Raw genomic sequence first — 20,445 nt, 5'->3', positions numbered from 1 at the left:
ATCCTTGGTGCGCCTAGCGTACCAAGCGCATCTGGTGCGCCTTGCGCGCCTTGCGCGCCCGGCGGGCGTCGGTGACAAGGTCACCGACGCCGCGCGTGGAACCTGCGAGGGGAACCTGCGAGGTCAAGCGCAAGTGGGGACCGCCAAATCGGGGACCGCCAAATAGGGGATCGCTCACTTGGGGATGATCCACTTGGAATAGTTCACTTGGAATAGGTCACTTGGAATAGTTCACTCGGAAGAGCTCGCTGGGGAATGGTTCACTTGGTGAAGCTGGAGCAGGCCATGTCGCAATTGCAGGCGGTCGAGACATTTGAGAAACCGGCACAATTCCACACCCCGCCGGCACGCGAAGAGGGTGCGCTGGCGCACATGCCGGTGGGGCTGTTCGGCATGGTCATGGGGTTGGCCGGCACCACGCTGGCGAGCCAGGCGGCGGCGCGCGCCCTGGGCGGCGGCCTCGCCGTCACCGCGCAGTGGATCGCGCTGACGGCGGCCGGCATCACGCTGGCGGTGGGCAGCTTCATCTTCCTAGCCTATTTCATCAAGCTCCTGCGCTATCCCCACGCGGTGGTCGCGGAATGGCACCACCACGTGCGCATCAATTTCTTCCCGGCCGCCAGCATCGCGCTGGCGCTGGTGGCGACCATGCTGCTGCCCCATGCGCCGGGGGTGGCGCGGGTGGTGTGGATCATCGCCGCCATCGGTCACGCCATCGGCTTCGTCGGCGTGGTGTCGCACTGGATGGGGCCGCGCACCATTCCGGTCGCCACGCTCAATCCGGCCTGGTTCATCCCCGCCGTCGGCAATGTGGTGATGCCGATCGCCGGCGTCGATCTGGGCTACCTGTCGGTGTCGTGGCTGTTCTTCGGCACCGGCCTCATGTTCTGGCTGGTGCTGCTGCCGATGGTGATCCACCGCTTCGTGTTCGAGGCGCCGCTGCCGCCCAAGCTGGTGCCGACGCTGGCGATCCTGATCGCGCCGCCGGCGGTGGCCTTCATCGCCTATGTGAAGCTCACCGGCGGGCTCGATGCCGGGGCGCAGGTGCTCTTCGGCGCCACCATCGCCTTTGCCCTGCTGGTGGTCGCCGCCGCCGGCCGTATCGCCAAGGCACCGTTCGGCGTGCCGTTCTGGGCGCTGTCCTTCCCCACGGCCGGGCTGACCATCGCCACCCTCACCTATGGCGCCAAGGCCGGCATCCCCGGCGTCACCTTTGCCGGGCTCGGCCTGTGGGCGTTTCTCCTGGTGCTGATTGTCGTCCTGCTGGTGCGCACCTTGGTGGCGCAGGCGCAGGGCCGGATCTGCGTGCCGGAGTGAAGCCCGCATTCTGCTTCAGCGGGCGGCAGCGAACATCAGCGTCCGGACCAGCTCGTCGATGGTGCCGACGACGCGCAGCGCCTCCTTCAGCCGCTCGCGCATCGTCGCATCGAGCCGGCCGGGATCGACGGCATTGCCGAGCCGCCGCCCGGAATGCACGTCCTCGATCTGCTGATGCAGGATGGCTTCGAGCAGCACGCTCTGCGCCTCGGCCAGATGGTCGAGGTCGCGCTCGCCGCCGACGCCAAGCGCCCGCACCCCGGCCAGCCGCGCCGGGGTCGAGCGCTCGACGACATGGTGGCGGATGGCGAGACAGCGCGCCGCGGTGACGATGGCGAACAGCCCGGTCTTCTTGAGGTCGACGCGGCCGCTCTCGGTCTTGAAGCCGCCGAACAGGCCGAGCGCCGGTTGGGCATGGCCGCCGGCCTCGGCCAGGAGCTTGGCGAAGCCGACCTGGCCGCGCGCCGCGTCGAACGCCTCCTGCCACAGGTCGCGCGCCATGCGGGCGTCGCCGTGCACGCAGCGCAGATCGAAGAAGATGTCGACCGACAGCAGATCCTCCGGCTTTGAGCGGGTGATCCAGTGGCGAACGCGCTCGCGCCACGTCTCAAGGCTGCCGCGCCAGGCCGGCATCTTGGCCATCACCCCGCCTTTGCACAGCGGCACCCCGGCGGCGTGCAGGATGTCGGCGAGCTCGCTGCCGAGTTCGGCGAACCAGCGGTCCTCCGGTCCGTCCGGCGCGCCGTGCGCGAACAGGATGGCGTTGTCCTGGTCCATCGCCAGCAGGCTCTCGCCGCGCCCGGCCGAGCCCAGCACCAGCACGGCGTAGCGGCAGGGCGGCTTGCCGCGGCCGCGCGCCCTCAGCGTCTGCTCGGCCAGCACCGCGGCACGGCGGGTGAGCGCGCCGAGCTCGCGCGAGATCACCGCGGCGATGTCGCGGGCGCCGACGCCCTCGGCGAGCAGGCTCGCCGCCACCGAGGCGATCTTCGCCCATGCCTTGGCCAGCGCCGGCACATCCGGCGCCTCGTCGATCTCGTCACCCAATGAGACGGCATCGCGCGCGCGCATGCGCAGAAGATCGCGCGCCGAGAGCGCGCCGACAACCTGGCCGATCTCGTCGACCACCCCGAGATGGCGCACCCTCAGGCGGTCCATCCGGCCGATGGCCCGGTAGACGAAGGCGTCCGCCGGCACCGCCGCCAGCGGCGCGCTCATGATCGCGCTGACCGAGATGGCCAGCACCGCCACCCCGTGCTCGGCCAGGGCCCGGGCGAGGTCGCGTTCGGTGACGATGCCGACGCCCTCGGCGTCGAACGGGCCGTCCTCCGGCGCGGCCCCCGGCGGGGCGACGAACAGTGAGGAGATGCGCCGGTCGATGATCTCCTTCAGCGCCGCCGCCACCGGCGCGTCGGCAGCGGTGAATAGCGGCGGCTGCGACATCACCTCGGCGACGCGGTGGCGGTAGGGATAGCTGTCGAGCTGGGCGAAGGTGCGCTCGGCATCGACGCGGCTGGCCGCGGCGTCGTCTTCCGCCACGGTGCGCCGGCCGCTCTCGCGCGCCTCCAGCAGGCCGCGGCAGGCCTGCTCGGCCTCGGCCAGGGTGCGGATGCCGGTCTCGCGCAGGTGCGGCACCAGGGCGATGAAGATCGCGGCGATCAGCCGCGCCCGCTCGGGCGCGGCCGGGGAAGCGTGCGGGGGCGTCGCTTGCGGGGGCGCGGCAAGCCCCAGCCAGCCGGCGAGAACATCGAGCGAGAAGCCAGCGAGGTCGGGCCGGACGACCTCGGCCAGCGCCCGCACGTCGAGCACCCGCGGCGGCTGGCGGGCGAGGCCCGCGCGCTCGTATTCGCGCCCCAGCACCGCCAGGTCGAACCCGACCTCGTGGCCGATCACCACCGCCGTGCCGAGAAACCCGTCGAGCCGGCCGGCCACGCCCGCCATGTCCGGCAGCGCGGCATCGTCCGTTGCGGCCGGCAGGGTATCGTCGAGGCTGTCGTCGGTCAGCCGGCCGGCGCGGATGCGCGCCGCCCCGATCCGGCCGAGCCGGGCGCGCCGCGGATCGACGTCGCTGGCATCGCAATCGATGGCCACGGCGTCGAGCGCGATCAGCGGCGTGGCGCTGGTCTGAAGCATGTCGTTTTCCCTGCAACAATATGCAGGCACAGTCGACTCGTCTCAATGCGACCTTGTACGATTGTTTCGGTCGAACCAGTCTTCCGTCTGGATGGGGTTCAGGCGGTTTGCGGCCGATCGGGCCTTCGAGCCGTCGTCCGGTCGCGGAAATCCCGCTGCCGGACGAGGATTTTCGGCGAGATCGTTTGCGGGTTCCCGTAGGGATCGCCCGGAAACCGCACAGGGAGCAGAGGATGCAGCCACGCACGCTCGTCCTGGCCGTGGTCGGCGGCATCGGTCTGGTCGGCGCCGTGGTGGCGGCGGCGGCCATCCTCGCCGTCGCCAGTGCGGCGGGGGCGCCGCCGGCGCAGGCCGGGCTCTATGTCTCGCTGGTCGCCGGCGGCGGCATCCTGGCCGGGCTCGCCGGGTGGTGGCTGCTGCACGCCCGGCTGATCCTGCCGCTGGAGGCGCTGACGCGCGACCTGCGGCTCCTGCAGGACAATCCGCAGGCGCGGGCGCTGGACGTGCCGGACGGGCACGCGCTGGGCCGGCTGCCGGAGCAGATCGCGGCCCTGCTCGGCAAGCTCGACGCGGCGCAGCAGGCCACCGGCAAGGCCATCGCGGCGGCCACCCGGCGCGCCGAGGAGCAGATGAGCCGGCTGGAGGCGATCCTGGTCGACCTCGCCGAGGGCGTGGTGGTGTGCAATCTCGACCACCGCATCCTGCTCTACAATCAGGCGGCCCGGCGCCTGCTGCACCGGCCGGCGGGGCTCGGGCTCGACCGGCCGCTGTTCGGCGTGCTGGCCGAGGAGCCGATCCGCCAGACCCTGGAGATGCTGCGCCGCTCCGCCTCGGACGCCCACCCGGTGCTGCGGATTCACCGCTGCGTGGTGTCGGCGCTCGACTCCGAAATCTCGCTGAAGGCGCGGCTCGGCCTGATGCGCGAGCCCACGGGCGAGATCTCCGGCTATGTGCTGACCTTCACCGAGACCACCGAGGGGCCGGTCAGCGTGCCCGCGTCGCCCGAGCCGATCCCGCCGCGCCCCGAATTCTACGACTTCGACCTGTTCAAGCCGGCGCGCACCACGCTGTCCGAGACGCCGCTGCGCAAGATTGCGTTCGTGGTGTTCGACACCGAGACCACCGGCCTCAATCCCGGCGGCGGCGACGAACTGATCTCGATCGGCGCGGTCCGGGTGGTCAATGGCCGGCTGCTGACCGGCGAAACCTATTTGCAGCTGATCGATCCCGGCCGGCCGATTCCGGAGGCCTCGATAAAGTTCCACGGCATCACGGCGGACATGGTGGCCGGCCAGCCGCCGGTGCGCGAGGTGCTGCCGACGTTCAAGGCATTCGCCGGCGATGCGGTGCTGGTGGCCTACAACATCGCCTTCGACATGGCCTTCCTGGCCAAGCGCGAGAAGGAGGCCGGCGTCGTCTTCGACAATCCGGTGCTCGACGCGCTGCTGCTCGCCGCCCACGTGTTTCCCGACCAGCCCGACCATTCGCTGTCGGCGATGGCCCACCGGCTCGGCGTCAATGTCGAGGGCCGCCATACCGCGCTCGGCGACGCCATCGCCACCGCCAAGCTGTGGGTGAAGCTGCTGGTGATGCTGGAGGCGCGCGGTCTCGGCACCTTCGGCCAGGCGGTGGAGATCTCGCAGCGCATGATGAAGCAGCGCCAAGCCCAGGCCCCCGACGTGGGCTGGTGAGCCCCCGTCGCCGTCCCGGCCAAGCACGCAGCGCGCAAGCCGGGATCGCCTTCAGGATAGAGGGGGCCTATTCTGCCGACGATCCCGGTCTCGGCCGGCGCCTCGCTCGGGATGATGAGGCCCAGGCTGTCGTCCCGGCCCGGCGGCGTGAGCCGCGCAGGCCGGGATCGTCTTACGGCGTGCGGCTTGCGTCTAGAGCATTCTCCGCAAAAGTGGGAACCGGTTTTGCGAGAGAGAATGCGATAACTCAAAGACTTGAGACGCGTCCGCTTGATCCAATCAGATCGGCGGACGCTCTACCGCGAGCAGGTCGACACGCCGATCATCGAATAGGCCGGGCACCAGCCGAGCATGGCGGTGGCGAGCGGGACCACGCCGATCCAGCCGATCCAGGCATATTGGTTGCCCGACAGCAGCGCGAAGGCGATGAGGGCGATACCGGCGATGATACGCAGCGCGCGGTCGATCCCGCCAACGTTGGTGGTCATTCTCTACGTCTCCAGAAGTGACTTGGTGGCCGGCCGGGGACGCCGGTGCCCGTCGGGCATGGCGTCACCATGACCGATGGCCGCCGCAGCGTCGGTGACCTTGTCACAAACGGCCGGGAAACGTCACAAACGGCAGACGGGCGGCGGGTCAATCCGCCTCGTCGGCGAGGCGGACGAGGCGCGCACGGTCGACGATGTCGATGCGGCCGCGCGACAGCACGACCAGCCCCTGCTTCTCGAACGATTTGAGCTGTCGCGACACCACCTCGCGGGCCGAGCCGAGCTCGGCGGCGAGTTCCTGGTGGGTGGCCGTCACCGCCGCCATGCTGCGGGCGAGCAGGAGGCGGGCGAGCCGCCGGTCGATGCGGTGGAACACCGCGTCTTCCATGGTCAGGATCAGGTCGGCGACGCGGTCGGCATAGGCCGCCAGCACGAAGTCGCGGAAGGTCGCCGAGCTGGCGAGCAGGGCGCGGAAGGTCTCGCCCGGCAGCGCCGCTGCCACCACGTCGTCTTCGGCGATGGCTTCGGCGCCGTAGGGCGCGCGGGTCATCAGGCAGGAGGTGGTGAGCACGCAGCTCTCCCCCGAGCGAACGCGGTAGAGCACGATCTCGCGGCCGTTCTCGGCGATGAGCTGGACGCGCACGCAGCCCGTCACCACCACCAGATAGGAGCTGCATTCGGTGCCGGCGGCGAAGGCGTGGCCGCCCTTGGGCACCTGCACCAGCGGCGTGCGGGTGGCGATCAGCGCTCGCGCCTCGCCGTCGAGCCGGTCGAGCCCCGGAACCTTCGCGATCCAGTCGATCCGTGCCAGGCTGTTCATGCGCCGCCCCCCGCGCGCAGGTTCCCGCTGACGGCTTCCCGCTCCCGGCGCGCCGGCTCACAGTGCCCACAACAGGCACGCGCCTTCAAGAGGCTCCGCGGCCGTCAGCCGGCCCGGCGCGCGGTGGCGGCGGCGGCCGCGGTCAGGGCGCCGCCGGCCGCGGCATCGCCGCACGGCCGGAGGCCTGCTGCTGGTTGGGCAGCGGCGGCTGGATCGGCGGGGTGGAGAACACGCTGGCCAGCGGGTCGGCGCTGCGGACGTCATAGACCGCCGCGAACATCACGCCTTCCCGGCTCACCTCGACCATCGGCTTCAGCGGGAGCCGCTGGCAGTAGTATTCGCCGAGCATCAGAGCGAAGTCGGCGCCGTGCGTGTCGTAAGTGACGACGAAATTGGGGCCGAGCGCGATGCGCGCCGCATTGTGCGGGCCGCAAGTGGCGACCTTCCAGCGCCGCCCCACCGGCGGCTTCAGGCCCCGCCGGTCGATCTCGGCGCGCAGCTCCTCACCGGCCTGCTTGAAGGCGAGGCCCCAATAGTCAAGCATGAACTCGCGGTCGGCGGTCTGCAGCCCGCCGATCAGATGGTTGTAGTGGGCGTACTGGTAGGGGTGCAGCCGCACCATGTCGACGACAGTCACCGACGCGGCGAGGCCCAGCGCGCCGAAGGTGGCGGCGCGCAGCCGGGGCAGCGGCGCCAGCCGCTCGATCAGCCAGGCCACGGCCAGCCCGCCGAGCACCGCCAGCGGCGGGGTGACGAACACGAAGTGGCGGATGCCGTTGTACATCGCCGGCTTGGTCGCCACCGTCACCAGGATCGGCACCAGGGCGGCGCCGAGCAGCAGGATCTCGATGGTGCGGCGGATCGGCGGCGCGTCGGCGCGGAACAGCGTGCGCAGCGCCACCCCGATGCCGAGCAGCGCCAGCAGCAGGAACACTTCCGGCATGGTGACCGCGAACAGCGTCGGCACATAGCCGCGCGGCATCTCCGGCACAAGAACCGCCGAGCCCTCGTAGAGCTCGCGCCAGGGCACCTCCCAGAACTTGGTGAAGTACATCACCGCCCGGACCGGGTTGAGCGGCTCGGCGATGGACCACGGCCACACCAGCCCCATCACGCCATAGGCCAGCACCAGGCCGCAGCACAGAATGCCGGCGAAGGCGCCGAACCGGCCGATGGCCGACTTCAGGCCGATCCGCCGCGCCTCCAGCGTCAGCAGCACGATGCCGGCGAGCCCCACCGACAGCACGGCGATGCCGCCCATCACCCGGGTGCCGAGGGTCAGGCCGAGGGTCAGGCCGAACAGCGCCACCGTCTTCCAGGACGGTTTTGGATATTCCTCGAAGGCGCGCACCAGCGCATAGAGCAGGCTGATCTTGGCCACCGCGAAGGGTACGTCCTTCGCGTTCATGAACATGTGGCCGTAATAGAGCGGGCAGAGCGTCAGCAGCACCAGCGCAGCAAGGCCGGCATTGGGGCCGCCGAGCCGGCGGCCGAGCCGCCAGGTGATGACGAGGCCGATCAGCCCGACGACGGCGCCCATCAGGCGGCGGGCGGCGAACAGGTCGAGCGGCAGGATGCGCGCCACGATCGCCGACAGCATGTCGAAGCCGCCGCCGTAATAATAGAGATTGACGAAGGACAGCGCCCGCGTGTCCTCGAAGCCGGAGGTGTAGTAGGCGAGCAGCAGTTCGCCATATTCGGCGTGGGTGTAGTCGTCCCATCCCAGGCCGTAGTGGCGGAAGGTCAGGAGCGCCACCACGGAGAGCGCGCCAAGCAGCGCCAGCGCGGCAATATCGGCAAGGTGCGCGCCAGCCCAGTTGCGCGCCGCTACTCTGAACATCGTGACCCCACAGCCCTCGCGTGCGAAGTCCGGCACGACGGTTTCGCGTGCCGGACTTCGGAGACCGATCCAAAAGCTTGCGGCCGGTGTCCCCGCTCCGTTACGGAAGCGGCTTGCGCGGCCCGACCGCCGCCAATCCATCCATATTGATCAGGATTGCGGCAACTTTGGTAGTGGATGCCATAGGTTCATGAATAGAATTCGACGCTGCAGTGCGGCGGCGTCCGCCGCCGCTGCACATGGTAATTAGTTTTTTATTTCTTGAGGGCGGCCTCGAACATTTCGTCCACATATTCCCAGTTGACGAGGTTGTCGATGAACGCCTTCAGGTAGTCCGGCCGGCGATTGCGGTAGTCGATGTAGTAGGAATGCTCCCAGACATCGCAGCCGAGGATCGGCTGGGCACCGTGAACGAGCGGATTTTCACCGTTCGGGGTCTTGGAGACGACGAGCGCGCCGTCCTTGACCGCGAGCCAGCACCAGCCGGAGCCGAACTGGGTGACGCCGGCCTGGATGAAGAACTCCTTGAACTTATCCACAGAGCCGAAATCGGCGATGATTTTCGCTTCCAGCCGGCCGGGGATCTTGCCGCCGCCGTTGGGCTTCATCCATTTCCAGAAGTGCAGGTGGTTGTAGTGCTGGCCGGCATTGTTGAACAGGCCGGTGTTCTTGCCGAACGAGCCGACCACCACGTCCTCAAGGGGTTTGCCCTCCCAGTCCGTGCCTTTCAACAAGTTATTGCCATTGTTGACATAAGCGAGATGATGCTTGTCATGGTGATATTCGAGCGTCTCGCGGCTCATATAGGGGGCGAGGGCATCGTAGGCGTAAGGCAGGTCCGGGAGCGAGAACGACATGGCGAAGACCTTCTTGAACGGGTTCGAGAAGACCTTCATGAGTTGGTTCGTGAACGACATCGCGAAGACCTTCGTGAACGGGTTGATTCCGCCGGGTCGGGCGACCCTGCCGCGGGCCAGGCGGACCTGGGACATCATCTAGATAGAGGGCCGGCGCGCCGAGACAACGGCGGCGCCGAACGGTCTGGTTGTGGAATCGCGGCTGATTTTGGATCATGACTCTGCGAAGCCGCGGCAGGCGCGCGGCAAGGTGACGACATGGCCATCTTTCTGATCGTCCTCGGGACGATCCTGGCCGTCAGCGGACTGGCGGCCATTGTGGGCGGAATGCCGTTTCTGGCGTTCGGCTTCGACAACACCCTCATTCTCGCCGGCACGGTGGGGCTGACCGGGGGGCTTCTCGCCATTGGCCTCGGCAGCATCCTCGCGGCGCTGGAGGAGATCGGCTCGCGCATGGATCTCCTGGCGCGGCCGGCCACCACGGGGCCGGGGGCCGCTGGGCGGCCCGCTGCCCGGCCGATGGCCCGGCCGCCGGCCCCGCCGAGATCGGCGCAGGGTCCGGCACAGGTTCCGCTGCACGCGCCGCCGCCGGCCCCGGCCCAGCCCTACCCGCCGATGCCGGCGCCGGTTCAGGCGCCGATCAAGCCGCCGGTTCCGCCCGTCGATCTGGAGCGGCCGCAGGAGGCGTCGCGCGCCCTGCCGCACGAGTTGGCGCGCCAGATGCCGGTGTCCGGTCTCGCGCCGGAGGATGCCGGCATGCTGGACGAGATGGCGCCGGCGCCGCCGCGCGTCCTGGCCGAGCGGTCCCAGCAGGCGCGCCTGCAGCCCGAGACGCTGCGCATCCCGCCGCTGCGCGTGCCCGAGCCGGAACCCGAGGTGGATCTCTCCCTCTACGCGCCGCACGCGCGGCCGCAGCCGGCCGAGCCGCCGCAGGCGCGCGACGATGCGCGGCCGCAGTCCCGGCTCGAGGCGATTTCCGAGGCGAAGCCGGGCTTCGGGTTGCGGCCGCGACGGGAACCCGCGCCCGAGGCGCGGCCAGGGCCGGGATTCGAGGCCAATCCCCAGACAAAGCCGCAAACGAAACCCGACGCGAAAGCCGAGGCGGCGCCTGAGGCGAAGGGCGAGCCGGACTTGAGGCCGGAGACCAAGCCTCTCGGCGAGCCGAGATTCGGATTCAAGCCCGTGCCCCGGCCCGAGCCCAAACCTGAGGCCGGAACGCCTGAGTCCGGCAAGCCTGAGGGCAAGCCCGACGCCGGCAGGCCCGCGTCCAGACCCGACGTCCGGCCGGACTCGCGGTTCCAGCCCAAGGCGGACCAGTCCAGACCGGAGCTCCTGAAGCCGGAACCGGCCAAGCCGGAACTCGCCAGACTGGAACCCAAGCCGGAACCGAAGCCCGAGCCGAAGGCGGAGCCGGAGCGGGTCGATCCGTTCCGGGCGGCCTGGCAGAAGGCCTGGGGCCAGGGCCTGACGCCGGATGGCACGCCCGAGCCTGAGTCCGCGCCCACTCCGCCGGCCGGCGGCGCGGCTGTGCCGGCCCCGCCCGCGGCCACACGGCCGCCGGTGCCGATGCAGCCGGCTTCAAGAGAGCCGGTGCCAACACCCCCGGTGCCGAGACAGCCGGAAGCCGTGACGGATACGCCGGAGGATCCGGCATCGAGCCGCATCCTCAAGGCCGGGGTGATCGGCGGCATGGCGTACACGCTCTATGCCGACGGCTCGATCGAGGCGGATCTGCCCGAGGGGCTGGTGCGCTTCGCCTCGGTCCAGGCGTTGCGCGACCATGTCGAGCGCGTCGAGCACAAGCGCGCCGAACAAAAGGGCCGGGATCAGGCCGGCTGATCCCGGCCCGACACGGCCTTGAGGGCGAAGGCGTAGGCCCAGGCGATCTCGTCGAGGCGGTCGAAGCGGCCGGCGGCGCCGGCGTGGCCGGCATCCATGTTCAATCGCAGCAGGATCGGCCGGCCCGATGTGGTGGCGGCGCGCAGCTTCGCCGCCCATTTCGCCGGCTCCCAATAGGTCACCCGCGGGTCGGCGAGGCCGGACAGGATCAGCATCGCCGGGTAGGGGCGCGCCGCCACATTGTCGAGCGGCGAATAGGCGCGGATGATCTCGAAGGCGCGGGCATCCTCGATCGGGTTGCCCCATTCCGGCCATTCCGGCGGCGTCAGCGGCAGCGTGTCGTCGAGCATGGTTGTCAGCACGTCGACGAACGGCACCTCGGCGATGATGCCGGCGAACAGCTCCGGCGCCATGTTGGCGACCGCCCCCATCAGCAGCCCGCCGGCCGAGCCGCCCTGGGCAACGAGGCGGCCCTTTGCCGTGAAGCCCTCGGCGATCAGGTGCCGGGCGGCGGCGATGAAGTCGGTGAAGCTGTTGGTCTTGCGGTCGAGCTTGCCCTCGCGATACCAGCGCCAGCCCTTCTCGGTGCCGCCGCGCACATGGGCGATGGCATAAATGAAGCCGCGATCGACCAGCGACAGCCGCGCGGTCTGGAACCCTGCCGGCATCGAGATGCCATAGGCGCCATAGCCGTAGAGCAGGCAGGGCGCCGAGCCGTCGAGCGGCGTGCCGGCGCGATAGAGCACGGTCACCGGCACGTTCTCGCCGTCCGGTGCCCGCGCGTGCAGGCGGCGGGTGACATAGGCGGCGGGGTCGTGGCCCGAGGGCACCTCCTGGCGCTTGCGCAGAACGCGGGTGCGGCGCGCCATGTCGTAGTCGTAGGTCTCGGCCGGCGTCGTCATCGACGAATAGACGAAGCGCACCGTCCTGGTGTCGAACTCGTAGCCGGCGTGGAGGCTCAGCGAATAGGCCTCCTCGCCGAAGGCGATGGTGTGCTCGGCGCCGCTGTCGAGCGCGCGCACGACGAGGCGCGGCAGGCCGTCCTCCCGCTCCAGCCGCACGAGGTGGTTGGCGAACAAAGCGATGTCGAGGATCAGCGTGCCCGGCCGGTGCGCCACCAGATCGCGCCAGGCGGCGGGCGCGGGATCGTCCTCGGGCGCCACCGCCACCTTGAAGTCCTCGGCGCCGTCGGCATTGGTGAGGATGTAGAACAGCCGCTGTCCGGGATGGTGCTCGGCCGAGTAGCGCACGCTCTGGCGCCGCGGCGCCAGCAGGCGCGGGCGCGCCTGCGGGTCGGCGAGATCGAGCGCATAGGCGACCGAGGTCTCGTGGTCGCCGACGGTGATCAGCGCCAGCCGTCGCGCCTGCGTCTCGGCGAGGCCGACGAACAGGCCGGGATCGGCCTCCTCGAACACCAGCTCGTCGCTGGCCGGATCGGTGCCGAGCCGGTGGCGGAAGACGCGCGAGGGGCGGTGGTGGGCGTCGCGGCGGACGTAATAGAGCGCGTCGCCCGCGGCGGCCCACGCCATGTCGTCGGCGATGTCGGGCACAGCATCAGCGAGATCGGTTCCGGCGGCGAGGTCGCGCACCCGCAGCGTCTGGAACTCCGAGCCGGTCTCGTCGGCGGCATAGGCGAGCAGCCGGTGGTCCGGCGAGCGCTGCCAGTCGCCGAGATGGAAGAACGCCTTGCCGGCGGCCAGCGCGTCGCCGTCGAGCAGCAGCTCCTCCGGTCCGCCCGCCCGCGCGGTGCGGCAGACCAGCGGGTGCTGGCCGCCCGCGCGGTGGCGGGTGTAGTAGGCGAACGGCCCGTCGGGGGCCGGCACCGCGGCGTCGTCCTCCTTGATGCGGGCGCGCATCTCGGCGGCGAGCGTCTGCCGCAGATCGGCCTCGCCCGCCAGCACCGCCTCGGCATAGGCGGTCTCGGCCTCCAGATGGGCACGGATGGCGGGGTCGAGGCGCTTGGGGTCGCGCAGCACCTCCTGCCAGTTCTCGGCGCGCATCCAGGCGTAATCGTCCTCAAGCACATGGCCGTGCAGATTGCGCACCGATGGCCGGCGCGGCGCGATCGGCGCCGTGGGCGCGCTCACGGCGCCGCCTCCCATTCCCTCACGCCGCATCGGACCCGCCTTCGGGCTCGAAGCGCAGCGCCACGCCGTTCATGCAATAGCGGCGGCCGGTCGGCGGCGGGCCGTCCGGGAAGACGTGGCCGAGATGGGCGTCGCAGGCGGCACAACGCACCTCGGTGCGGTGCATGAACCACGCGCGGTCGTCGTGCTCGGTCACCGCGCCGTCCACCGGCTCGAAGAAGCTCGGCCAGCCGGTGCCCGAGTCGAACTTGGTGCCCGCGCGAAACAGCGGCGCGCCGCAGCACACGCAGGCGAAGTTGCCGGCCCGCTTTTCGTGGTTCAGCGGGCTTGAGCACGCCCGCTCGGTGCCGTGGCCGCGGGTGACCTCGTACTGCTCGGGGGTGAGGATCGCCCGCCATTCGGCGTCGCTCTTGACCACGCGGGGGTGGTGGGGAGGCGCCGTCTTCGTCATGGTCATGGTTTGCCTCTTCTTTTCTTTGGCGTCCGAGCCCCTGCGGGAATTGGGGCGGCGCGGCCGGCGGCGCAAGGCGGCCTTGGTCACGCCAGCGTGACGGTGCCGCCGGCAACCGGTTGACGCCGGAACTCAGTGTTCACCACTACCACGCTTTACACCTGCGCCGGTCTTGGCCGATTGGAAAAAGCTTGGCGGCAGCGGATATCGAAAGCACAATCGTACTTGGGCGGAAATAACGCCTTGCAAGTTGCCGGAAGATATAGTTTAGGAGAACCAGAACACAGGATGCTCGATTCGACGCCTGTCGTCGCACATCAGCAGAATGGGCGTTGGGGTGAGAAAGCGCTGCCATCATGGGGCGAACCTCCGCGTCCTTGCAGAGGTTCGCACTAGAAGGACACCGAGGAAATGTCAGACAGTTCCAGCTCGTCGAATTTTATCGAACTCGCCGCCGACATCGTCTCCGCCTATGTGAGCAACAATTCGGTGGCGTCGGGGGATTTGTCGAACCTGATCAGTGACGTGTACACGGCTCTGCTGAAGGTTTCCAGCGGCAAGACCGAAGCGCCCGCCGAGCCGCTGAAGCCGGCCGTGCCGCTCAAGAAGTCGGTCACCGCCGATTTCATCATTTGCCTGGAAGACGGCAAGAAGTTCAAGTCGCTCAAGCGCCACCTGCGCACGCAGTACAACCTGACGCCCGAGCAGTATCGCGAGAAGTGGGGCCTGCCGCCGGACTATCCGATGGTCGCCTCCAACTATGCCGCCGCGCGCTCGGCGTTGGCCAAGCAGATGGGCCTTGGCCAGCAGCGCCGCCGCAAGGGCCGCTGATCTTCCTCGGTACGACTACACGCATTGCGGGCGGCCATGCGGCCGCCCGTTCCGTTTGCGGGGTCAGGCCGGCGCCTGCCGCTTGCGGCGCCGCACCAGTCCGAGATGGCGCAGCAGATCGTAAGCTTTCCCGCCCCTGTTGCGCCGTTCCGCACGGAGCGCGTGCGCCCCGCGCCCGGCCGGGTCGCCGAACCCATCGAACGCGGCCGCCCGCGCCTCGGCCAGCGCCGCGACATCCTCCGTCCGGAAGGCGCGAATGGCGCCGCGCCGTGTACTCTGTTCCCGCATGCCGCTCCTCCTTGCGGCGAGTGTGCGGGGGACGGCTGGCTCTGGGCATAAATTCCTTGAGCGTGGATCGGGCCGGGGCCGGATTCCCCTGCGCCTGCCGGGCCTTGCCGCCAGCGGCCGGCCTCGCGCGTCGGCCGGACATGCCCGCGAACGCGCCCTTGCCGGCAAGGCAGCAAGTCTGTTCTTCAGCGGCAGCAAGTCTGTTCTTCATCAGGCGCATGTCTTGCAGAGCGGGCAGGGAACCGCCTCCCCGCCGGCACTTTCGCGATGGCCGCCGTTGCGGCACCATGGCCAGACATCAGGGGAGGACTGGATGCCGGTGCGCGCGGTGGTGTTCGATGCCTATGGCACGCTGTTCGACGTCACTGCGGCGGTGCGCCGGCACGATGCTGCGGTCGGCCCGCGCGCTGCGGAGCTGTCGGCGCTGTGGCGCCAGCGCCATCTGGAATATTCCTGGACGCTGACGCTGATGGGCCGCTACCAGCCGTTCTGGGAGCTGGCCGAACAGGCGCTCGACACCGCCCTCGGCCTCACCGGGGTCGATCGCGCGCTCAAGCCCCGGCTGCTCGCGGCCTACCGCACCCTCGACGCCTATCCGGAGGTTGCCGGCATGCTGGCGCGGCTGCGGGCGGGCGGGCTTGCCACCGCCATCCTGTCGAACGGCACGCCGGACATGCTGGCGGACGCGCTGGCGGCCTCCGGGCTCGCCGATCGGTTCGACCACGTGCTGTCGGTCGATGCGGTGCGGCTCTACAAGCCGCGCCCGGAGGTCTATGCGCTGGCCACCGCGGCGCTCGGCGCTGCCGGCGAGGAGATCGCCTTCGTCTCCTCCAACCGCTGGGACATTGCCGGGGCGGCGGCGTTCGGCTTCCGCCCGGTGTGGGTCAACCGCTCCGGCGCGCCGGCCGAATATGACGGGCTCGACCCGGTCGCCACGTTGTCCGGCCTCGACGCCCTGCCGGACCTGCTGCTGGGCTGACACGCGGGGCACCGGCGGTGCCGCCGTTCGCGCCAACTTGCCGGGTCAGCTTAGAGGCGATCCAAATCATTGTATTTGCAGGTGTATTTTTCATCCTGTATGAGAATCCGCGGGTGACCCTGGGCGGATGGCAGCGGTCTTCGACCGATCCGTCAAGCGCCTGGGCAGCGGTTCTGGACAACAGAGCATTCTCCGCAAGAGTGGGAGCCGGTCTTGCGAAAGAGAATGCGCCAATTCAAAGAGTTAGATCGCCCGATCTGATCCAGTCGGATCGGATGGCGCTCTCGACGCCGGTTCTGGACACTCGAGGCATGGTGGCCCGCACGATCGATCTGGCGCGCGTGTACGCCTCGGAACAGGGGCGGCTGAAGAAGCTCGTCCGGCGCCTGGTCGGCAGCCGCGCCACCGCCGAGGATCTCGTCCACCAGGCGTTCCTCAAGCTGCTGGTCGGCCCCGATTGCGGCGATCTCGCCAACTGCCCGGCCTATCTCACCTGCGCGGCCCGCAATCTCGCCCTCAATCATCTGCGCGATACGGCGCGCCGGTCGGAGATCGGTCTGCCGGACGAAGACCTCAAGGCCATCGCCGATCCCGGCCCGTCGCCGGAGACGGCGGCGGTTGTCCGCTGCGAGCTGCGGCGCGTGCTCAAGGCGGTGGCCGCGCTGCCGCCGCGGCGGCGGGAGGCGTTCGTTCTCAACAAGTTCGAGGGGCTGAGCTATGACGAGATCGCCGCCCGGCAGGGCGTGTCGCGCAACACGGTGATTTCGCAGATCGTTGCCGCCCTGACCGACCTCCACCGCCGCCTGGAGGAGACAGGACCGGAGCAGACCGGACCGGAGCGGACCTGACCGGCCGGCCGTGATTTGTTGCCCGCAGCCATCCTTCTTTGCCGTCATCCGGGTGTCATTAGGGATAGAGGCTCCCGTTCCGCGCCGTCCGGCCGGACCAAGGCCGCAGTGAGACCATGGCGAAGGACGCTCCCGACCCGACCCTCGTGACGGCGCTGGAATGGCTGGTGCGGCTGCGCGACGACAAGGCCAGCGACGCCGATCGCCGGGCGTTCCAGCGCTGGCTCGCCCAGGACGCCGCCCATGCGGCGGCGTGGACAAAGGCCGAAGGGCTGTGGAGGCGGTTCGACGTCGTCGAGCCGGAGATCGCGCGTCTGCGCCGGTCGCAGGCCGCCATGAGCCGGCGCCGCGCGCTCGCCGTGGGCGGCGCGGCGCTGATCGGCGCCGGCGGCATCTACGCCCTCGGCCGCGGCGACCTGATGGCCGATGTCGTCACCGATGTCGGCGAGCGGCGTACGCTGGTGCTGGCCGACGGCAGCTCGGTCGAACTCGGCAGCCATTCGGCGCTGTCGGTCGATGTCACGGATCGCGGACGCGACCTCCGCCTGTTTCGCGGCGAGGGGTATTTCGATGTCGCGGCCGATGCCGGCCGGCCGTTCCGCGTGCATGCGGCCGGCGGCTCCATCCAGGCGCTCGGCACCCGCTTCGACGTGAAGCATGTCGACGGTCTCGTCACGGTGGCGGTGGCCGAGCACGCGGTGGCGGTGCGCGCGGCCGATGCGCCGGCCGCCATCCGGGTCGGGCAGGGCTGGCAGGTCAGCTATGGCCGCGACGGGCTGGGCGGCCTCGTGCGCGCGGATCTGGAGGCGGTGGAAGCTTGGCGCCAAGACCGCATGGTGTTCCAGGACGTGCCGCTGCGCCGGGTGCTGGTCGAAATCGAGCGCTACCGTCGCGGCCGCATCCTGCTGCTGAGCGGGGCGATCGGCGCCATTCCGGTGACGGCGGTGTTCGACACGCGCCAGCCGGACGACGCCCTGCAGACGATCGCCGACACCCTGCCGGTGCGCGTGCTGCGGGCAACCGAGCGGATCGCCCTGGTCTATCCGGCGTGGTGACGCGGTCTGCGGATGGCAGCTTGGAATCGGCGAAATTTCGCGGGCGCGATCATGCGGCCCGCTCTGCCGGGTGTCAGCCCTTAAGGGGGGCTTGACGACGCCCTCCGGCGATCCCGCCGCTTGCGGGAGAGGGTGGGGCGTTGCGATGGCAGGCGATCGGACCGGCGGCATTCTGGGATCTAGCGATGCGAATGCGTGGCGTTTGCAATCATGTGGGCGGGCACGCGGGCATACACGCAGGCTGCTGCTGGCGCTGATGATGACGACGGCGCTGGGCACGCTGGTGGCGCTGCCGGCCGGCGCGCTGGCCCAGAGCCAACCGGCCGCGGCCGGCGGCGCTGTGTCGCTCAGCATTCCGCCGCAGCCGCTGTCGCAGGCGCTGATGCAGTTTTCGCGCAGCACCGGCGTGCAGTTGTTTTTCAATGCCGATCTGGTGCGCGGCCTCCAGTCGCCCGGCGCGCAGGGCACGTTCAGCCGAACCGAGGCGCTCAGCCGGCTGCTCGCCAACAGTGGCCTGAGCTACCGGTTCACCAATGCGACGACGGTGACCATCACCGGGCCGGGTTCGCGTTCGCTTGCGACCACCGGGGACGCCGACGGGGCGACGGTGCTCGACGTGATCGACGTCACCGGCGGCTGGAACGCCGCATCCGGCTCGGGCTTCCAGGGCACGCCGGACTGGGTCTACGAGGTGCCGGAATCCGTCAGCGTGATCTCGCGCGAGGCGATCCAGACCCATCCGGCCCGCTCGGCCCGCGATCTGTTCGCGAGCGTGCCCGGCGTGTTCACGTCCGGCGACAACAACCAGAACACCGGCATCAATGTGAACATCCGCGGCCTGCAGGACCAGGGCCGGGTGGTCACCATGATCGACGGGGCGCGCCAGAATTTCCAGCGCAGCGGCCACGGCTCCACCGGCTACACCTTTGTCGACAGCGCGCTGCTGCGTGAGATCGACGTCGACAAGAGCGTCAATGCGGGCGTGGGCGGCGCGGCGAATCTCGCCGGCTCGGTCAATTTCCGCACCATCATCGCCGACGACATCATCAAGCCCGGCCAGCAGTGGGGCGTCGAGATCGACGCCACCACCGGCACCAACGAGTTCGACTTCGCCGGCATGGCGTCGGCCGCGGTGCGCGTCTCGGACAACGTCTCCGTCCTCGCCGGCTTCAGCCAGAAGAAGATCGGCGCGTATGCCATCGGCCAGAACGGCGACCTCGGCTGGCATTCCGCGGGCTGGGATTTGCTGGGCGTCGACCGGCCGATGTTCATGGGCTCGAGCGCCGCCTCCGCGCTGTTCAAGGCCGAGATGAAGCCCACCGACGACATGTCGCTCGATCTGAGCTGGCTCGGCTACAGGACCGAGTTCTCCCAGGGCGATGCGGCGCTGCGCAATGACGAATGGATCCGCAATCAGACGGCGACGGCGACGCTCGGCTGGAACCCGGCGAGCGCGCTGATCGATGCGAAGGCGCGGTTCTGGTTCAACGACACCACCAATGACGAGTTCCGGCCCGCGCGCAACGCGCAGATCCCCGATGTTTCCACCGGCTATCAGCTGACGAGCTTCGGCGGCAGCCTCGACAACACCAGCACCTTCGCGCTGCCGGCCGGCGCGCTCTCGCTCAATTACGGGCTCGAAGGGTTTCGCGACGTCGGCAGCACCACGGCCGAAGGGCAGGGCATCGACGACGACCCCAACATGGCGCTGTGGTTCACGGGCGCGAACCCGAGCGGCACGCGCGACGTCTGGAGCGGCTTCGGCAACGCCACGTTCGAGCACGACTGGCTGACCGTGTCGGGCGGGATGCGCTACCAGCACTACAGGCTGGCGGGCACCTCGACGGTCTTTCTGAACCCCTACACCGAGACGGTCGTCACCGAAACCGAGGTGCGGATCTGCCGCGCGATTCCGGCCGGCATCGTGGCGCTGCGGACGACAAACCCGACAGCCTACCAGAACTGGTACAACAACGCGATTTCCAACGGATACACATTTTATCCGGACGACACTTTCTGCTCGTCGCCGCACATCCACACGGAGACGGAAGAGGTCACCCGCTTCCCGACCGAACAGGTCGATGTCGACCTCTCCGGCCAAGCCTGGACGCCGACCGCCACCGTCGCGGTCGAACCGTGGAAGGGCCTCCAGGTCTTCGCGAAATACTCGGACGGGTTCCGCCCGCCGACCATCATGGAGGCGATGCTCGGCGGTTCGCACTCCGGCGCCTATGGGCCGGGCTTCGCCCCCAACCCGGCGCTCGAGCCCGAGGAGGCCAAGACCTACGAGGTCGGCCTCAATATCGCGAAGGACGGGATCTTCACCGCCACCGACACGTTCCGGGCCAAGGCGGTCGCCTTCCGCCGCGATGTCGAGAACTACATCGCGCTCGGCAACATCGATCTCGTCGCCGGCAACGACACGATCGAATACGCCGCCTACGTCAATCTCGACGGCACGACGAAAATGAAGGGCTTCGAGCTCGAGGCGAATTACGACCTCGGCCCTTTCTATGTCGGCGCGTCGTACACGCGGCTGCTGACCGACTGGGCCAAGACCTACACCTACAACGGCGAGACCTACAACACCGAGCAGTACGTCATCTTCGTGCCGCCGGAGACCAAATACACCCTCGACGCCGGCATCCGGCTGTTCGACCGGCGACTCACGTTCGGCGGCCGCATGACCTATGTCGGCGTCGCCGACGGCAATTGGGGCTATTTGGACAGCCTCGTCGGCACCTATCAGACCGAGAGCTATACGGTCTACGACCTCTACGGCTCGCTCGCGGTCACCGACGACGCCAGGCTCCGCTTTGCCGTCAACAATCTGACCGACCTCGCCTATGTGCCGGCGCTCGGCGTCTCGTCGCTGCCGGCGCCGGGCCGCACGGCGACCGTGTCGCTGAACTTGAGGTTCTAAA

At 69.5% G+C, this 20,445-nt stretch carries 17 protein-coding genes; 9 read left to right on the top strand and 8 right to left on the bottom strand.

Annotation, left to right across the window (positions count from 1 at the left end; all coding sequences use genetic code 11):
* The first annotated feature begins 255 nt into the window (after positions 1–255).
* Complete coding sequence (locus F1193_RS03320; protein WP_150096249.1) at positions 256–1,317, top strand: SLAC1 anion channel family protein; 1,062 nt, start codon at positions 256–258, stop codon at positions 1,315–1,317.
* A gap of 15 nt (positions 1,318–1,332) precedes the next feature.
* Here F1193_RS03320 and F1193_RS03315 read toward each other — a convergent pair whose 3' ends face one another.
* Complete coding sequence (locus tag F1193_RS03315) at positions 1,333–3,447, bottom strand: DUF294 nucleotidyltransferase-like domain-containing protein (RefSeq protein WP_150096248.1); 2,115 nt, start codon at positions 3,445–3,447, stop codon at positions 1,333–1,335.
* Between the two features lie 233 nt (positions 3,448–3,680).
* Between F1193_RS03315 and F1193_RS03310 the strand changes: the two genes are divergently transcribed.
* The gene (locus F1193_RS03310) at positions 3,681–5,138 is read left to right on the top strand and encodes a 3'-5' exonuclease (RefSeq protein WP_170263312.1); all 1,458 of its coding nucleotides are present in this window, start codon (positions 3,681–3,683) and stop codon (positions 5,136–5,138) included.
* A 296-nt stretch (positions 5,139–5,434) separates the two neighbouring features.
* Here F1193_RS03310 and F1193_RS03305 read toward each other — a convergent pair whose 3' ends face one another.
* The 4 genes from F1193_RS03305 to F1193_RS03290 form a co-directional block, all read right to left on the bottom strand.
* Positions 5,435–5,626: a YgaP family membrane protein gene (locus F1193_RS03305; RefSeq protein ID WP_150096246.1), complete on the bottom strand. Its 192-nt coding sequence runs from the start codon at positions 5,624–5,626 to the stop codon at positions 5,435–5,437.
* 148 nt (positions 5,627–5,774) lie between these two features.
* Positions 5,775–6,446, bottom strand: a complete 672-nt coding sequence (locus tag F1193_RS03300; protein WP_150096245.1) for a Crp/Fnr family transcriptional regulator — start codon at positions 6,444–6,446, stop codon at positions 5,775–5,777.
* A gap of 142 nt (positions 6,447–6,588) precedes the next feature.
* The gene (locus F1193_RS03295) at positions 6,589–8,286 is read right to left on the bottom strand and encodes a glycosyltransferase family 39 protein (RefSeq protein ID WP_246164094.1); all 1,698 of its coding nucleotides are present in this window, start codon (positions 8,284–8,286) and stop codon (positions 6,589–6,591) included.
* Positions 8,287–8,540: 254 nt separating this feature from the next.
* Positions 8,541–9,143, bottom strand: coding sequence for a superoxide dismutase (locus tag F1193_RS03290; RefSeq protein WP_150096244.1), 603 nt, complete (start codon positions 9,141–9,143; stop codon positions 8,541–8,543).
* Between F1193_RS03290 and F1193_RS17015 the strand changes: the two genes are divergently transcribed.
* Together F1193_RS17015 and F1193_RS03285 are read left to right on the top strand one after the other, a co-directional pair.
* On the top strand, positions 9,142–9,285 hold the full coding sequence (locus F1193_RS17015) for a hypothetical protein (protein ID WP_170263309.1): 144 nt from the start codon (positions 9,142–9,144) through the stop codon (positions 9,283–9,285). The two genes, F1193_RS03290 and F1193_RS17015, sit on opposite strands and share 2 nt — an antisense overlap.
* 116 nt (positions 9,286–9,401) lie before the next feature.
* Positions 9,402–10,982 (top strand): hypothetical protein, encoded by a 1,581-nt coding sequence (locus tag F1193_RS03285; protein ID WP_150096243.1) that lies wholly within the window; start codon positions 9,402–9,404, stop codon positions 10,980–10,982.
* Here F1193_RS03285 and F1193_RS03280 read toward each other — a convergent pair.
* Together F1193_RS03280 and msrB are read right to left on the bottom strand one after the other, a co-directional pair.
* Positions 10,970–13,099, bottom strand: coding sequence for a S9 family peptidase (locus F1193_RS03280; protein WP_150096242.1), 2,130 nt, complete (start codon positions 13,097–13,099; stop codon positions 10,970–10,972). The genes F1193_RS03285 and F1193_RS03280 overlap by 13 nt on opposite strands.
* On the bottom strand, positions 13,089–13,520 hold the full coding sequence (msrB, locus tag F1193_RS03275) for a peptide-methionine (R)-S-oxide reductase MsrB (protein WP_150096357.1): 432 nt from the start codon (positions 13,518–13,520) through the stop codon (positions 13,089–13,091). The genes F1193_RS03280 and msrB overlap by 11 nt, the downstream gene beginning before the upstream one ends.
* 411 nt (positions 13,521–13,931) lie before the next feature.
* Between msrB and F1193_RS03270 the strand changes: the two genes are divergently transcribed.
* On the top strand, positions 13,932–14,351 hold the full coding sequence (locus F1193_RS03270) for a Ros/MucR family transcriptional regulator (protein ID WP_150096241.1): 420 nt from the start codon (positions 13,932–13,934) through the stop codon (positions 14,349–14,351).
* 63 nt (positions 14,352–14,414) lie between these two features.
* Here F1193_RS03270 and F1193_RS03265 read toward each other — a convergent pair whose 3' ends face one another.
* Positions 14,415–14,639 carry a hypothetical protein gene (locus F1193_RS03265; protein ID WP_150096240.1) on the bottom strand — a complete coding sequence of 75 codons (225 nt, stop codon included), beginning with the start codon at positions 14,637–14,639 and terminating at the stop codon, positions 14,415–14,417.
* A gap of 313 nt (positions 14,640–14,952) precedes the next feature.
* Between F1193_RS03265 and F1193_RS03260 the strand changes: the two genes are divergently transcribed.
* The 4 genes from F1193_RS03260 (at position 14,953) to F1193_RS03245 (ending at position 20,444) form a co-directional block, all read left to right on the top strand.
* On the top strand, positions 14,953–15,618 hold the full coding sequence (locus F1193_RS03260; RefSeq protein ID WP_150096239.1) for a haloacid dehalogenase type II: 666 nt from the start codon (positions 14,953–14,955) through the stop codon (positions 15,616–15,618).
* A gap of 311 nt (positions 15,619–15,929) precedes the next feature.
* Entirely contained in the window at positions 15,930–16,466 is a 537-nt protein-coding gene (locus F1193_RS03255) for an RNA polymerase sigma factor (RefSeq protein ID WP_150096238.1), read from the top strand.
* 116 nt (positions 16,467–16,582) lie between these two features.
* The gene (locus F1193_RS03250; protein ID WP_150096237.1) at positions 16,583–17,521 is read left to right on the top strand and encodes a FecR family protein; all 939 of its coding nucleotides are present in this window, start codon (positions 16,583–16,585) and stop codon (positions 17,519–17,521) included.
* 259 nt (positions 17,522–17,780) lie between these two features.
* Positions 17,781–20,444, top strand: coding sequence for a TonB-dependent receptor (locus F1193_RS03245; RefSeq protein ID WP_170263306.1), 2,664 nt, complete (start codon positions 17,781–17,783; stop codon positions 20,442–20,444).
* Position 20,445: the final 1 nt, after the last annotated feature.

The organism is Blastochloris sulfoviridis (genome assembly GCF_008630065.1).
GTDB classification, from domain to species: domain Bacteria; phylum Pseudomonadota; class Alphaproteobacteria; order Rhizobiales; family Xanthobacteraceae; genus Blastochloris; species Blastochloris sulfoviridis.
The sequence above is the reverse complement of the archived record's forward strand: the minus strand, read 5'-3'. Positions and strand labels throughout refer to the sequence as shown.

Excerpts from the sequence above, each read along its gene's own strand:
- F1193_RS03320 (WP_150096249.1), top strand. The coding sequence starts at position 256 with ATGGTTCACTTGGTGAAGCTGGAGCAGGCCATGTCGCAATTGCAGGCG.
- F1193_RS03315 (WP_150096248.1), bottom strand. The coding sequence starts at position 3,447 with ATGCTTCAGACCAGCGCCACGCCGCTGATCGCGCTCGACGCCGTGGCC.
- F1193_RS03310 (WP_170263312.1), top strand. The coding sequence starts at position 3,681 with ATGCAGCCACGCACGCTCGTCCTGGCCGTGGTCGGCGGCATCGGTCTG.
- F1193_RS03305 (WP_150096246.1), bottom strand. The coding sequence starts at position 5,626 with ATGACCACCAACGTTGGCGGGATCGACCGCGCGCTGCGTATCATCGCC.
- F1193_RS03300 (WP_150096245.1), bottom strand. The coding sequence starts at position 6,446 with ATGAACAGCCTGGCACGGATCGACTGGATCGCGAAGGTTCCGGGGCTC.
- F1193_RS03295 (WP_246164094.1), bottom strand. The coding sequence starts at position 8,286 with ATGTTCAGAGTAGCGGCGCGCAACTGGGCTGGCGCGCACCTTGCCGAT.
- F1193_RS17015 (WP_170263309.1), top strand. The coding sequence starts at position 9,142 with ATGGCGAAGACCTTCTTGAACGGGTTCGAGAAGACCTTCATGAGTTGG.
- F1193_RS03290 (WP_150096244.1), bottom strand. The coding sequence starts at position 9,143 with ATGTCGTTCTCGCTCCCGGACCTGCCTTACGCCTACGATGCCCTCGCC.
- F1193_RS03285 (WP_150096243.1), top strand. The coding sequence starts at position 9,402 with ATGGCCATCTTTCTGATCGTCCTCGGGACGATCCTGGCCGTCAGCGGA.
- F1193_RS03280 (WP_150096242.1), bottom strand. The coding sequence starts at position 13,099 with ATGCGGCGTGAGGGAATGGGAGGCGGCGCCGTGAGCGCGCCCACGGCG.
- msrB (WP_150096357.1), bottom strand. The coding sequence starts at position 13,520 with ATGACGAAGACGGCGCCTCCCCACCACCCCCGCGTGGTCAAGAGCGAC.
- F1193_RS03270 (WP_150096241.1), top strand. The coding sequence starts at position 13,932 with ATGTCAGACAGTTCCAGCTCGTCGAATTTTATCGAACTCGCCGCCGAC.
- F1193_RS03265 (WP_150096240.1), bottom strand. The coding sequence starts at position 14,639 with ATGCGGGAACAGAGTACACGGCGCGGCGCCATTCGCGCCTTCCGGACG.
- F1193_RS03260 (WP_150096239.1), top strand. The coding sequence starts at position 14,953 with ATGCCGGTGCGCGCGGTGGTGTTCGATGCCTATGGCACGCTGTTCGAC.
- F1193_RS03255 (WP_150096238.1), top strand. The coding sequence starts at position 15,930 with ATGGTGGCCCGCACGATCGATCTGGCGCGCGTGTACGCCTCGGAACAG.
- F1193_RS03250 (WP_150096237.1), top strand. The coding sequence starts at position 16,583 with ATGGCGAAGGACGCTCCCGACCCGACCCTCGTGACGGCGCTGGAATGG.
- F1193_RS03245 (WP_170263306.1), top strand. The coding sequence starts at position 17,781 with ATGACGACGGCGCTGGGCACGCTGGTGGCGCTGCCGGCCGGCGCGCTG.